General features: G+C 67.1%; 11 protein-coding genes. 6 read left to right on the top strand and 5 right to left on the bottom strand.

From position 1 onward, the window contains the following. The first annotated feature begins 65 nt into the window (after positions 1 to 65). The 3 genes from NDN01_RS25505 (at position 66) to NDN01_RS25495 (ending at position 4,152) form a co-directional block, all read left to right on the top strand. Positions 66 to 2,534 (top strand): DUF5117 domain-containing protein, encoded by a 2,469-nt coding sequence (locus NDN01_RS25505; RefSeq protein WP_272625023.1) that lies wholly within the window; start codon positions 66 to 68, stop codon positions 2,532 to 2,534. 120 nt (positions 2,535 to 2,654) lie between these two features. Next, the gene (locus tag NDN01_RS25500) at positions 2,655 to 3,536 is read left to right on the top strand and encodes a 2-dehydro-3-deoxygalactonokinase (protein ID WP_336298332.1); all 882 of its coding nucleotides are present in this window, start codon (positions 2,655 to 2,657) and stop codon (positions 3,534 to 3,536) included. Continuing rightward, positions 3,526 to 4,152 (top strand): 2-dehydro-3-deoxy-6-phosphogalactonate aldolase, encoded by a 627-nt coding sequence (locus NDN01_RS25495; RefSeq protein ID WP_272625021.1) that lies wholly within the window; start codon positions 3,526 to 3,528, stop codon positions 4,150 to 4,152. The genes NDN01_RS25500 and NDN01_RS25495 overlap by 11 nt, the downstream gene beginning before the upstream one ends. A 110-nt stretch (positions 4,153 to 4,262) precedes the next feature. On the opposite strand, the gene NDN01_RS25490 is transcribed toward NDN01_RS25495, so the two are convergent. From NDN01_RS25490 to NDN01_RS25470, 5 genes are all read right to left on the bottom strand, one after another. Next, positions 4,263 to 6,065, bottom strand: coding sequence for a diguanylate cyclase (locus NDN01_RS25490; protein WP_272625020.1), 1,803 nt, complete (start codon positions 6,063 to 6,065; stop codon positions 4,263 to 4,265). Positions 6,066 to 6,145: 80 nt separating this feature from the next. Beyond that, positions 6,146 to 6,535 (bottom strand): c-type cytochrome, encoded by a 390-nt coding sequence (locus tag NDN01_RS25485; protein ID WP_272625019.1) that lies wholly within the window; start codon positions 6,533 to 6,535, stop codon positions 6,146 to 6,148. 269 nt (positions 6,536 to 6,804) lie between these two features. Next, positions 6,805 to 7,404, bottom strand: coding sequence for an alpha-ketoglutarate-dependent dioxygenase AlkB (locus NDN01_RS25480; RefSeq protein ID WP_272625018.1), 600 nt, complete (start codon positions 7,402 to 7,404; stop codon positions 6,805 to 6,807). Continuing rightward, the gene (locus tag NDN01_RS25475) at positions 7,404 to 8,030 is read right to left on the bottom strand and encodes a YbhB/YbcL family Raf kinase inhibitor-like protein (RefSeq protein WP_272625017.1); all 627 of its coding nucleotides are present in this window, start codon (positions 8,028 to 8,030) and stop codon (positions 7,404 to 7,406) included. The genes NDN01_RS25480 and NDN01_RS25475 overlap by 1 nt, the downstream gene beginning before the upstream one ends. A gap of 84 nt (positions 8,031 to 8,114) precedes the next feature. After that, complete coding sequence (locus tag NDN01_RS25470) at positions 8,115 to 8,372, bottom strand: DUF6894 family protein (RefSeq protein WP_272625016.1); 258 nt, start codon at positions 8,370 to 8,372, stop codon at positions 8,115 to 8,117. 375 nt (positions 8,373 to 8,747) lie between these two features. On the opposite strand from NDN01_RS25470, the gene NDN01_RS25465 reads away from it, so the two are divergent. From NDN01_RS25465 to NDN01_RS25455, 3 genes are all read left to right on the top strand, one after another. Continuing rightward, positions 8,748 to 11,648, top strand: coding sequence for a sensor domain-containing protein (locus NDN01_RS25465; RefSeq protein ID WP_272625015.1), 2,901 nt, complete (start codon positions 8,748 to 8,750; stop codon positions 11,646 to 11,648). Between the two features lie 3 nt (positions 11,649 to 11,651). Then, the gene (locus tag NDN01_RS25460) at positions 11,652 to 12,353 is read left to right on the top strand and encodes a DUF4142 domain-containing protein (protein WP_336298331.1); all 702 of its coding nucleotides are present in this window, start codon (positions 11,652 to 11,654) and stop codon (positions 12,351 to 12,353) included. A gap of 134 nt (positions 12,354 to 12,487) precedes the next feature. Then, positions 12,488 to 12,745: a type II toxin-antitoxin system Phd/YefM family antitoxin gene (locus NDN01_RS25455; RefSeq protein ID WP_272625014.1), complete on the top strand. Its 258-nt coding sequence runs from the start codon at positions 12,488 to 12,490 to the stop codon at positions 12,743 to 12,745. Positions 12,746 to 12,756: the final 11 nt, after the last annotated feature.

Below are 12,756 nucleotides of genomic sequence, written 5' to 3'. Positions count from 1 at the left end.
AACAAGTCCGGGGTGACATCGGGGTGCAAGTCTGCCCGCACACTTCAAACATCGGGGACAGGTCAATGAACAAGGCGAAGCTGCTTACTTCCTCACTAGGTGCGATCTGTCTGGCCGCCCTGCCCCTGTCCGCCATGGCGCGACCGGCCGAGCCGCCATCAAAGGGTGCGTCGCTGCCCGCACGGGTCGACGGCTTCATCCCCTATTATTTCGACGCGGCGAAGGGTCGCGTGCTGCTCGAAATCCCGGTGTTCGACGAGGACGTGCTGTATTACGTCTCCGCCGCGACCGGTGGCGGATCGGTCGAGCTCCCGTTCGATCGCGGCGTGATGGACAGCGCGGTCATCCGCTTCACCCGTGTCGGCGGCAAGGTGCTGGTCAACGAGCGGAATCTGCGCTTTCGTTCGCTCAGCGGAGATGCGGCGCATGCGGACGGGGTCGCGGACAGTTTTCCCACCTCGACCCTGGCGGCGTTACCGATCGAATCCGAGGCGGGCGGCAAGGTCGTCGTCGACGCGACGTCCCTCTTCATGCGCGATGCCGCCAATGTGGAATCGCAGCTCCGCCGCGCCAACCAGGGCAGTTTCAAGTTCGATGCCGGCAAGAGCAGCTTCTACCCGAAACGGATGAAGGCTTTTCCCGACAATACCGAGATCGAGACGAGCGCGACCTTCGTCGCCGACAATCCGGGCGCGCTGGTGACGGGCGTGACGCCGGATCCGCGCATGATGACGATGCGCATCCACCACAGTTTCTTGCGCGCGCCCACGGGCTATACCCCGCGCAAGGCCGATCCGCGCATCGGCGTCAGCGCGATCCGCTTCCAGGATTATTCGAAGCCGTTCAGCGAAAGCCCGGAGGAAAGCTGGATCACCCGCTGGCGGCTTGAGAAGAAGGACCCGTCGGCGCCGGTCAGCGATCCGGTGAAGCCGATCACCATCTATTTCGACCCCGCCATCCCCGCGCCGATCCGCCACGCGATGAAGCAGGGGCTGCTGTGGTGGAACAAGGCCTATGAGGCAGCTGGCTTCAGCAACGCAATCGTCGCGCTGGACGCGCCGGCCGACATGGACCCGATGGACATCCGCTATGCCTATGTCCTGTGGATCAACCGGGACGAGCGTGGATTCTCCTCGGGCGGCACCTATCGCGACCCGCGCACAGGCGAGGTGATCGGATCGAAGGTGCGCATGGACACGCACCGCATCCGCACCGTCGGCAACTATTGGGACAGCTATAGCGGCGGCTTGCCGGCGGACGGCAGCGGTATCACCATCGCCGATCCCGGCCTGCTGAGCGAGGACAGGATGGCGGCGATGCCGGCCGGGCAGCGCGACATGGTGCTGCTGCGCCAGGCGCTGCTCACCGCGCATGAACTTGGACACGCCCAGGGTTTCGGCCACAACTTCGCCTCAAGCCTCAACGACCGCGCCTCGGTGATGGAATATCCCACGCCGCGGGTGAAGGTGGTGAACGGCAAGCTCGACCTGAGCGAATCCTTCCAGAAACAGATCGGCGCCTACGACACCTATATGGTGCGCTACGCCTACACGCCCCTGCCCGCCACGTCGGAAAAGGCCGGGCTCGACGCGATCATCGCCGACATGCGCGCCAAGGGCATCCTCTACGTGCCCGAGACCGATCCGCGCTGGACCTGGTATGACGACCGCGCCACCCCGACCGAGAATCTGCGCGAGGCCCTGGCCGCCCGCGCGATCATGATCGCCAATTACGGGCCGCAGATGCTGAAGCCCGACGAGCCGGTCGGCTCGCTGCGCAATGTCCGGCTGTGGATGGCCTATCTCCACCACCGCTACGCGATCGAATCCGGCCTCAAATATGTCGGCGGCCTGTACGAGAACATCGTCGTGAAGGGCGAGACCCTGCCGCCGACCGAGTTCATCCCGGTGAAACTGCAACGCGACACGCTCGGCCTGCTGATGGAGGCGATCGAGCCGAAGAACCTGGCGCTGCCTGAATCCCTGTTGAGGCAGCTCACCCCAGATCCCGGCAATAATCTGGAGGACCTGTCGACCGACGACGTGTTCGACCAGCTTCGCGCGGCGCGCATCCTTGCCGGCATGGTGCTTGAGGCGCTGTTCGATGCCGCCAAGTCGACCCGCATGATCGCGCTTGCCGCCCGGCAGCCCGACACGCTGACCTTCCCCGAGATGGTCGATACCGTCTTCGCGCATAGCTGGAGCGCACCGGCCGACGGCACCGGATCCGACCGCGCGTTGCGCCGGGTGGCTCAGCAGGTCGCGCTTGAATCCATGATGATCCTCGGCGGCAGCGACGCCGCCGCGCCCGAGGCGCGGGCCTATGTGCTCGACAAGCTCTCGACGCTGGCGGCCACCCTGAAGACGAAAGCCGGCGCCGATGCGCTGACCACCGCCTTCTATCGCCAGACCGCGCGCGACATCGCGCATTATCTTGACGACCCGAAGGCCAATGCGCCCAAGACCGCGACGCCGGCCTGGGGCAAGGGGCCACGTTCTCGCTTCCCACAGCCGCCGGGGCCGCCGCTGGGCTGATAAAGAGAACCCGCGAGCGAGCGGTTCTCGACAGCGCACGCGGGATGCTATTGAGGGGGAGGATGATCCGGCGTGTCGCCTCCCCTCCCCCTGGCCTTCGCCGGGGAAGAAATAATGCCCATGGCTGAGCCGGTCTTCCTCGCCATCGACTGGGGCACCACCAACCGCCGCATTTACGCGATCGACGCACACGGCACCTTGGTTGCAAGCGAACGCGACGACCGGGGCGTCACCTCGGTCGCGCCGGGTGACTTCCCTGCCGAGGTCGCCGCCATCCGCGCCCGCTTTGGCGACTTGCCGGTCCTCATCGCCGGCATGGCCGGATCGGTGCGTGGCTGGGTCGAGCTTCCCTATCTCGCCTGCCCGGCGAACCTCACCGCATTGGCAAACGCGCTGCACTGGGTCGAACCGCGGACCGCGATCGTGCCCGGCCTGTCCTTTGTCGAGGATGGGTACGGCGACGTGATGCGCGGCGAGGAGGTTCAGTTGCTCGGCAGCGTGGCCGCTGGCCTCGCGCCGCCCGATGCGTTGATCTGCCAGCCCGGCACGCATTGCAAATGGGCGCGCATGGTGGGCGGCAGCGTCGCGGCTTTCCACACGGCGATGACCGGCGAGCTGTTCGCGCTGCTCCGCCGCCACAGCCTGCTCGCCGATTTCCTGACGGCTGAGGTGGTGGAGGGCCCCGCCTTTCATGCGGGCATCGCTGCCTCGGCCGACGCCACGCTGCTGACCGCTCTGTTCGGTGCCCGGGCAAGCGTGCTGCTCGACCTGCGCCCGCGCGAGGACGCTGCCTCCTATGTCAGCGGCCTGCTGATCGGCAGCGATGTCAGCGAACAGGCGCTGGTGCCGGGCCAGCCGGTCCATCTCCTGGCCGATCCGGCGCTCGGCCCGCTCTATGCCGCCGCGATCGGGGCCTATGGCGGGCGTCCGGTCGCGATCGACAGCCAGGCCGGCTTCATCGCGGGCATCACCGCCCTGTGGAGGATGATCGATGCACGCTGACTTCGCCGCGGCCATGGCCCGCTGTCCGCTGGTCGCGATCCTGCGCGGCGTGAAACCCGATGAGGTCGAGGGCGTCGCCGATGCGCTGATCGAGGCTGGCTTCTCGATGATCGAGGTGCCGTTGAACTCGCCCGATCCGCTGGCGAGCATCGAGCGACTGGCCCGACGCTATGGCGACGCGGCGCTGGTCGGCGGCGGCACCGTGCTGTCGGTCGCCCAGGTCGAGAAGGTCCGCGCGGTGGGCGGCCGGCTGATCGTCTCGCCCAACACCAATATCGACGTCATCACCGCCGCCGCCCGCGACGGGCTGGTCGTGCTGCCCGGCTATTTCACGCCAAGCGAAGCCTTTGCCGCGATCGCGGCCGGGGCGAGCGGCCTGAAATTGTTTCCGGCCGAGGCGGCAACCCCGGCCGTGCTGAGCGCGCACCGCGCCGTGCTGCCGCCGGAGATGGCCGTGTTCGCCGTGGGCGGGATCACGCCCGAGGGGATGGCACCATGGCGTGCCGCCGGCGCGCGGGGTTTCGGGCTCGGCTCGGCACTTTACCGGCCGGGCATCTCGCCCGCCGACATTGGTGAACGCGCGCGCGCTTTCATCGGCGCATTGGGGAACGGCTGAACATTCTCTCCGTTCGTTTCGAGCGAAGTCGAGAAACAGGCCTCAGGCGCCGGACAAGGTTTCTCGACTTCGCTCGAAACGAACGGAAGAGAAGACGGAAGAGAAAAGAGTCAGGCAGCGACGCTCTTCTGTGTCCCGTCCACCCCCGAAGCAACGATCACCAGGTTCCGCCCGCGCGTCTTCGCCTCGAGCAGCGCGGCATCGGCCCGCGCCACGAGATTCGCGACCGGCCCGTCCTGCGGCGACGCAGCGACGCCGATCGATACCGAGATATGCCCGAGCACCCGACCGCGATAGGCAAGCGGGGTGGCGGCGGTGCGGCTGCGGATGCGCTCCCCCATCTCGCGCCCGGCCGCCTCGTCCGCGCCCGGCAGCAACACGGTGAATTCCTCCCCGCCGAAACGATGGACCTGGCCGGCATCGCCGACTGCGTCGAGCATGATCGCAGCGACCTGCTGCATCACCACGTCGCCCGCCTCATGCCCGAATTCGTCGTTGAAGCGCTTGAAATGGTCGATATCGATCATCAGCCCGGCGATCGGAGCGGCGTCGCCATCCTGGCGGCGGCGGTTGATCGTCCCGTCGAGGCTGCGGCGATTGAGCAGCCCGGTCAGCGCGTCGCGGATCGCAAGGCTGGTCAGCTGTTCGCGCAACCGCAGATTGGCGAGCGCGAGGCCGATATTCTCCGCCATCAGCTCCAGATAGAGACGCGAGGCACCGCCGATCGCGCCGCCATCCTGGCGTTCCTCGAAATAGAGCAGGCCGATCGTGTCGCCCTGCGCGGTCAGCGGGACGCACAACGCAGCCACGGTCCCCTCGCCGACATGCGGGCAGGCGATATCGACATGATCGTGGTTGCTGACATGCGGTCGGCCGCGCCGGAGGCCCCAGCAGGCGGCCGGCGAGAAGGCCTCGACCGACACGACAGGATCGAGCCAACTGCTCGCCAGGGTCAGCCCCGTGCGGGTATGGTTCTGGACATAGAGGTGCCCGGCCAGATTGGGGAAGGTCTGCGGCGCGAAACAGGCGACCACCTCGGCCAGCTCGCCCTGAGTCTCCGTCGCCTGCAGGCGGTGCATCATCTGGAGAATGGTGTCCTTGGCGCGCTGGTCGGCGGCACGCTCTGCCTCAAGCCGGTCGCGCTCCAGGCCATTGTCGCGAAACACATGGATCGCGTTGGTCATGTCGCCGATCTCGTCGCGGCGGCGATCCTGCGGCACCTCGACGCTATAGTCCTGCCGCGCCAGCCGCGCGAGGATGCCGGTCATCCGCGTCAGCGGCAGCGCGACCCGCCGGCGCAGCACGAAATACAATACCGCGAGGAATAGCAGGGCAGTGAGTCCGAGCATCCCCCGCGCGACGCCACCGAACCAGTCGCTGCGCTCGCGCGCCTCGCGCAGCGCCGCCTGGGTGCGGGTCGCGGCCAGCGCGCGGAATCGGTTGACCGGTTCAAGCACCCCGGTCTGCGCCCGCTCATGATCGGGGCCGAACAGCATCGTCTGGGCGGAGGCCATGTCGCCGGCCTGCACCTTCGCGATCGCGGCGCGTTCGAGCGCGTCGAGCTCCTCCAGGTTGCGCTGGACCTCTTGCAGCGCGGAGCGTTCGGCGGGCGCCAGATCGAGCGCGTGAAGCCGTTCGATGATCCGCTCGCGCGCGTGGATATCCCGCTCCTCGGCGCGGAAGGCGTTGAGGTGACGGGCCGCCCCGCGCATCGCGTAGAGCCGCGCCTCGTCCGACCGCTTCTCCGCGGCGATCGACAGTTCCTCGCCGAAATCGTCGAGAGTCAGATGCTGCTGGACCGCAAGACGCTCCTCATCGGCGGCGCGCACTGAACTGATGAAAGCGATGCCGGAAATCCCGGTGAGCAACAGCGTGAAGCCGTAGGCCCAGTTGGTGATGGTGCTGATACGCATGGCGACGCGGCTAGCACCGCCATGGTTGCCGCCCCGTTAAGGCGGGCCACGACGCCCGCGCCGTTGCCCCGGCAGCCCGGCTATTTCTTCGCCGTGCCGTTCTGCCGGAGGAACGCAATCACGTTCGCCTGATCCTGCGCATTGGAAAGCCCGATGAAGATCATTTTCGTCCCCGGCAGCGCCTGGCGGGGCGCGGCGAGGAAGCTGGCGAGGTTCCTGTCGTTCCACACCAGGGCCGACGCCTTCATCGCGGGCGAATAGTTGAAGCCGGGCGCCTCGGCCGCCTTGCGATTGACCACGCCGCGAAGATTGGGGCCAAGGCCGTTCCTGCCGGACGGATCGACGCTGTGGCAAGCGGCGCATTTCTTGAACACCACCGCCCCCGCCGCCGCATCGGCCGGCGGCGCGGCAGGCGCCGCGGCGGAACCGGCCAGCATTGCGATCGACGTCAGGCCAGCAAGATACTTCATTCGGACGCTCCCATACGCAAGACGACGAACCCGCATCGCGTGTTCCGATTGCCTTTAAGGCGGCCCGTTCCCTTGCTTGCAATACGATTGTTCGCGTGGCTCGCGGCCGGACGATCGCCTTTCCGGAAAACTACCTATCTGGGTAACTACGGAATGGTTGATCCAGCCTTTACCAGCCTAATCGGCCCGGCCAGCCGCTATCGAGTAGCTGTACGGCGGCGGAACCAGGCCGGGTCTTTAGGCGAGTGCCCCGGCCTGGTTTTACGCCTCTAGCCAGCGACCTTTCGCATTCCCTTTTCGGACAGGCTCCGGAACGTCACCGACCAGCGGCGCCTTTCCATCGCGGCGATGCTGTGTTCCCAGCCATGCCGGGCCTCCCCCCGGAGATGGTAGATCGACCGCGGCGCAAGCGGGAGGGCCGCCCGCTCGAACCCCTTCTCCACGCGCCGCCGCAACCGCAGGGTCGCCTGAGTCCCGAGCGAGATGCCGATGACATGGTCGAACACCGGCCTGTCGCGGTGCCAGCCGATTCCGGCGCCGAGGTCGTACCGCACGACCAGCGCCTGGACGAGATCCCCCTCCGCCAGTCCGGCAAAGCGCGCCGCGCGGGCACGCAGCGGCAACAGGAAATCGGGGATCGGCTCGGTCGGCCCGAAGCTCGCATTGTCGAAATCATAGCGCCAGCCGAAGGACGCGGTCAGCCTCTTGCCCAGCCAGCCCTGGAAGCGGAACGGTGAGACCTCGATCCCCTCGAGCCGTGCGATCAGGACCCGCTCCTCGTCAGCCGAGATGACGTCGGCGGCATAGTCAAGGCCCGTCGGCAGGCCGGAAGGCGCCATGCCGAACAGATCGCGCGGTGCCGACGCCATCAGACCCGCGCCGCCCCGCCCAAACCCGCGGACCGAGTCGGGGCCTGCTCCCCGCGCGAATAGGTGCCGGTCAGCATGCCAGCCGCCAGCACCCGCCCCCGGATCGCCTCGACGATCGCCGCACGGCCGGGACTGGCTCCGGGCTCGGGCGTGTCCGACAGGGCGAAAAGCTGGAACACATAATCGTGCGATCCGTGGCCGGTCGGCGGATCGGGCGGCAACCACCCCTGAGTGAAGAAGCTGTTCCGCCCCAGGTCGCGCCCGTCCGGCGCACCCGCGCCATCCCCGGCGATCGCGCCCTCCGCCAGCCGGCACCCGTCGGCGGGGAGGCCCCAGACCACGGCATGGACCAGCGGATTCAGCGACGGTGCGTCGGGATCCTCGACGATCAGCGCCAGGCTCCTTGTCTCCCCCGGCACCGCGCCCCACAGCAATGGCGGCGAGACCCCCGCCCCATCGGCGGTGAAGCGCACCGGCAGGCGCGCGCCATTGGCAAAGGCCGGGCTCGATAGGTCGATCGACACGCCGGTCAGGCCGAGATCGGGATCTGCGATGGCCAGCCGGACATGGCCCGCGCGAACGCCTTTCAGCATCCTGCCCAGCCAGTGCGGCACATGTTCGAGCATCGCCTGCCTCCTTCACGCAGTAGATGGCACGCAGTAGATGGGAAGAACTCGCGGAGGTTGCGAGGTTTCCCGAAAGCGCCCTGGTTATTGATTCTCCCGGCCCGGCGGCGTGACCTCGACCGCCTCGGCGAACGGCACGGTGCGCACGGCCTCGCCAAGCGCATCGGTGATTTCGAGGCGGCCATCCAGGTCGAGGCGGCCCTCATCGACTCCACCGGCAAGGAGCGAGCGGATGCCCGCAACAGCCGCGGCATGCGCCTCGCGCGGGCCGGGGAAATCCTGCCCCTCCTCATCGGGCGTCACTTCGGAGCCGTTGTGGATGTGAAAATAATATTGGGGCATGTCGGTCGAACGCCGAGCACACCGGTTTGGCTCCGTAACGATCTGATTGTGTCGATACGCTTGCCCATGCCGATCGCGATGCGCCGACCGGGCACGACAACGGCGCCCGAAGGTCGCAGCCGATTCCAGTGTCTTAGCACCTCCCTTTCCAGCCATTCGGCCGCCCTCCGAAAACCTCCATTTCGGACCGGTTACGGACCAGAAATCGCCGCCACAGACCCAATCTTTTGTTAGGCTTTCCAATATAGTTAAGGCTCCGGCCGTCTCGAGGGGAGCATGGCCCGGGAGGAACGCGTGAACCGCACGGGCGCACGCCCATTAGCAGACCGCAGGGATAGGGCCGGGGGCTTACCGGAAGGACCGTCCACAACGCCAATGCCGCCGGGCGCTGGCGCGGTGGAGGATTCGATCCTGCGACGCATCGTCGCGCTGGCGATCGACGCGCTTGGCGCGCCGATCGGCTTCATCAGTTTCGCCGCCGCCGAGCGCCAGCTCGTGCGTGTCCAGATCGGCATCGCCGGGCCGTTGCGCCCGGCCGACGCGCTGTTGCCCGCCGGCCTGATCGGCCAGCCCGACCCGATCGTGATCCCGGATATCCGGGCGCCGGAATGGCAAGACCTGATCCCCGCCGCCGACCTGCTCGGTGCCCGCTTTGCCGTCATCCTGCCGATCGGTACGCCGGGAGAGGCGGACGCTGGCACGCTGTGCGTGCTCGACACCATGCCCCGCCAGACCCCGGATGCCCGCGCGATGCGCATGCTCGCCGGCCTCGCCGCGCTGGCCGGCGCGGAACGCTGGCCCGATTCCAGGACAGCGGCGCCCCGCCCGCCCTTGCGTGCCGCGCAGCTCGACACGGTGTTCCGCGAGGCGATGGTCGGCATCGTGCAGCGCGACGTGGAAGGCAGCGTCCTGATGGCGAACGACCATTATTGCGCGCTGGTTGGCCGTTCCCTGGCCGAACTGGAGAATCTGCCCGCCAAGGCCTATCTTCATCCCGACGATCTCGCCCGTAACGAGGGGCGGTACCGCCAGCATCTCGAGACGGGCACGCCGTTCCGCATCGAGCTACGCTATGTCCGGCCCGATGATTCGGTGATCTGGTGCGAAGTGAACATCTCCTTCGTCCGCGACGATGCGGGGCATATCCGGTCGATCATCACCGTAGCCCAGGACATCACCCGCCGCCGTCTCACCGAGCAGGCCCTGCGCGAAAGCCGCGAGCATCACCGCCATTCGGTCGAGCTCAACCCGCAGATCCAGTGGACCGCGCGGCCCGACGGATCGATCGAGGAGGTCGGCCCGCTCTGGATCTCGCTGACCGGGACCAGCCCCGACCAGGCGCGCGGCAATGGCTGGATCGAGGCACTCCACGCCGAGGATGTCGCCCCGACGATGCGGGCCTGGCAGGAAGCCGTGCGCCAGCGCCGGCCGGTCGACATCGAATATCGGCTACGCTGCGGCGACGCCTATCGCTGGATGCGCGCGCGCGCCGCACCCCGATGCGACGAGCATGGCGCGGTGATCCGCTGGTACGGATCGCTTGAGGATATCCACGACCGCAAGGCAGCCAAACAGGCGCTGGGCGAAAGCGAGGAGCGGCTGCGACTGGCGGTGCAGGCGGCCGGGCTCGGCATCTGGGATTACGACACCATCACCGGTGCCCGGCGCTGGTCGGAGGAACTGCTCGGCATGCTTGGCCTGCCTGCCGATGCCGAGCCGACCATGGCGGAAGCGCTCGAGATCGTTCACCCCGATGATCGCAACAAGTTCCGCTCGATCGTCACCGCCGTGACCGGCGGTTTCCTGCCCGAGGCGTTCGAGGTCGCATTGCGCATCCGCCGCGCTGACAGTGGCGCGCAGCGCTGGCTGAAATCGACTGGCTGGAAATCGGTCAGCGGCTCCGGCCATCTGAGCCGGATGATCGTCACTTTTCAAGATGTGACGGAGGAACGCGACGCCGAGGAGCGAATCCGCTGGGCCGCGACGCACGATCCGCTGACATTGCTGCCCAATCGCCTGGCGCTGCAGGAGGAACTGGACGGCGCGATCGCGCTGGCGGCCGGGACTCAGGAACGGATCGGGCTGATGCTGTTCGACGTCGACAACCTGAAGCGGATCAACGACACGCTTGGCCATGACGCGGGCGACGCCTTGCTGCGCGTCTTCGCCCGGCGCCTGGTCGAGGTCGCGCCGGATGGCGCCACGATCGGCCGGCTCGGCGGCGACGAGTTCGCGATCGTGATGCCGGCGGTCGGCGGCGTGGAGGATCTCATGCGCTGCGCCGCATCGCTGCTGAAGAGCCTGCGCGCTCCCTTCGCGTTCAACGGCCGGACGCTGGATTGCGCGGCCAGCATCGGCGCCTCGATCTTCCCCGAACATGGCAACGAGCCCACCGAACTGCTCAAATCGGCCGATCTCGCGCTGTACGCGGCGAAGACGGCGGGCCGGGGGCGGACCCGGATGTTCCGGCCGGAAATGCGGTCCGAACTGCAGCGCCAGTTCTCCATGATCAACCTGGCGAAGGATGCACTGGCCAACGCGCGGGTCGATGCCTTCTATCAGCCTAAGATAGACCTCAACAGCCACCGCCTGGTCGGATTCGAGGCACTGCTGCGCTGGCACGACCAGCAGGGTGGCACGCATATGCCGGCCGATATCCGCGCCGCGTTCGACGATCCGGACCTGTCGATCGAGATCACCGATCATATCCTGACCAAGGTGACGGGCGACCTGAGGCGCTGGCTCGACCAGGGATACGACCCGGTCTCGATCGCGGTGAACACCTCGGCCAATGATTTCCGCTACGATAATTTCGCCGAGCGCGTGCTGGAGAGCCTGGAGCGGTGCGGCCTGCCCTCCTCCATGCTCGAGATCGAGGTGACCGAAACGGTCTTTCTCGGGCGCGGCGCGCATTATGTCGAACGGGCGCTGCGCATGCTCAGCGCCGCCGGCATCCGCATCGCGCTTGACGATTTCGGCACCGGCTACGCATCGCTCAGTCATTTGAAGCAATATCCGGTCGACATATTGAAGATCGACCGCAGCTTCATCAGCAACCTGGAAAACAGCCCCGACGATGCGGCGATCGCTGACGCGGTGATCGATCTCGGCCGCAATCTCGGCATCACGATCGTCGCCGAGGGCGTCGAGACCAGGGCCCAGGCACAACATCTGCGAAAGCGCGGCTGCGCGGTCGGCCAGGGCTTCCTGTTCGGCCATCCGGCGACCGCCGACCAGATCTTCCCGCAGTGGCGGGAGGGGCTCTACCGGGACTGACCGATGGTCGGCCCGATGGTCGGCCCGATGGTCGGCAAGGCGGGAACAGCGCGCGTGGCCACGCGTTCGAACCGCCTGCACCCAACGGAGAATATCCCGATGAAAGCCGTCACACCGCTCGCAGTGGCCGTCCTCGCCCTCAGCCTCGCCGCCTGCGGTCCGAAGGCCGAGCAGGCGGCCGACGAAACGATCAACACCACCAGCGAGACGATAACCGATGTCGGGAACGCCGCCTCCAACGCGCTCGATGCGGCGGGCGACGCGCTCCAGCCCACGCCGAACGGCCAGAGCTTCGCCGACAGCGCGGCGAAGAGTGACGCTTTCGAGATCGCCGCGGCCAAGCTGGCGCTGACCAACGCGTCGTCGGCCAGGGTCAAGGCCTTCGCCAATGACATGATCAAGGCGCATGCCGCGTCGACCGCGAAGATCGAGGCGGCCGCCGCCAGGGCCCGCCCGGCGATCACCCCCGATCCGGCGCTGACCGGCGGGCAGAACGACGATCTCACCGATCTCGGCAAGCTGAAGGGCGCCGACTTCGACAAGGCCTATATCGCGGGCCAGATCGACGCGCATGACGATGCCCTGGAGCTGATGGAAAACTTCGCGAAGGACGGCGACGTCCCTTCCCTGAAGACTGCCGCCAGCGAGATCGTGCCAGTGGTGAAGAAGCATCTCGATATGGCCAAGGCGCTCGAAAAACCCTGACTTCTGCCGAGGGAGCCTGAGTCACGTCAAAGAACGCCACCGGATGATTCGATGCGCGGATCGTTGAAATGGACCATTTGATAGTCTATATTGCCAGACAATAGACCATTGGATGGACCAGAAGGGGTTATGCGGTGCGTATATCGGTGACTGAGGCCAAAGCGCAACTGACCGAGCTGATACGCCGCGCCGAAGCTGGCGATGAGATTGTGCTCACCCGCCACGGTCACCCGGCCGTCCGTCTGGTACCGGTGAATCCGTTGCCGGACCGCAAGGCACGCCGGATCCTGCTCGAAGCGATGCGGGCATCCGGGGCAGCGAAGAAAATTTCGGGGTCCATGGCCGCGCGAAGCCAGGATTTCCTCTATGGTGATGACGGCCTGCCCGAATGATCGCGGTCGAT

It is taken from the genome of Sphingomonas sp. QA11 (assembly GCF_028473665.1).
In the GTDB taxonomy this organism is placed as follows: Bacteria; Pseudomonadota; Alphaproteobacteria; order Sphingomonadales; family Sphingomonadaceae; genus Sphingomonas; species Sphingomonas phytovorans.
Note: the sequence above shows the minus strand (reverse complement) of the source record. Positions and strands in the feature narration are given on the sequence as shown.